Origin of the sequence: Falsiroseomonas oryzae, from assembly GCF_027856955.1 — a bacterium.
GTDB lineage: Bacteria > Pseudomonadota > Alphaproteobacteria > Acetobacterales > Acetobacteraceae > Falsiroseomonas > Falsiroseomonas oryzae.
On the sequence record NZ_JAPSMD010001000.1, the window covers coordinates 1 to 584 of the forward strand.

The 584-nt window shown below is 77.7% G+C and carries 1 protein-coding gene; it reads right to left on the reverse strand.

Annotation, left to right across the window (positions count from 1 at the left end):
* A partial coding sequence (locus OZN99_RS33170; RefSeq protein ID WP_270939413.1) for a metallophosphoesterase occupies nt 1-584 on the reverse strand: 584 nt, incomplete at both ends.

Sequence of the window (584 nt, forward strand, 5' to 3'; positions counted from 1 at the left end):
GCGCGGGGCGCGCCCGCCGTCCAGGAAGGCCGCCATCGCCGCCGCGCGCCCGCCCTCGGCCAGGAAGCCGGACAGCGTCGGCCCGACGCGCCGCCGGTCCGGCGCCATCACCCGCACCCGGTCGCCCTGCAGCGCCGCCATGGCGGAGAGCATCCGCAGCCGCCGCAGCCAGGGCCCGGGCGAGGACGGCAGTTCAAGCCGTGCCGGATCGGCACGATCGACGATGTTGAGGTCGTGGTTGCCCGGCAGGATCAGCATGCGCGCGGCCAGCGCCGGATGCGCCGCCAGCGCCGCGGCGAATTCCACCCATTCGGCGTTGCGCCCGGCATCCGTGATGTCGCCGGTCACCAGCACCAGGTCGAGCGGCGCGCGCGCATTCGCCGCCTCCAGCGCCGCCAGCGCCGCGTTGCAGCGCGCATTGCCGCGCGGCCCGTCGCGGCCGCATTCCAGCCGGAAGCCGTAGGGCTCGCCGACCAGGTGGATGTCGGAGAGATGCGCGACCCGCCACCGCGCCCCTGCCCCCGGCCGCGTCGCCGGCGGCAGGTCGCGCGGCCCGCCGGCCAGCGCCTCGCCCACCGACCAGG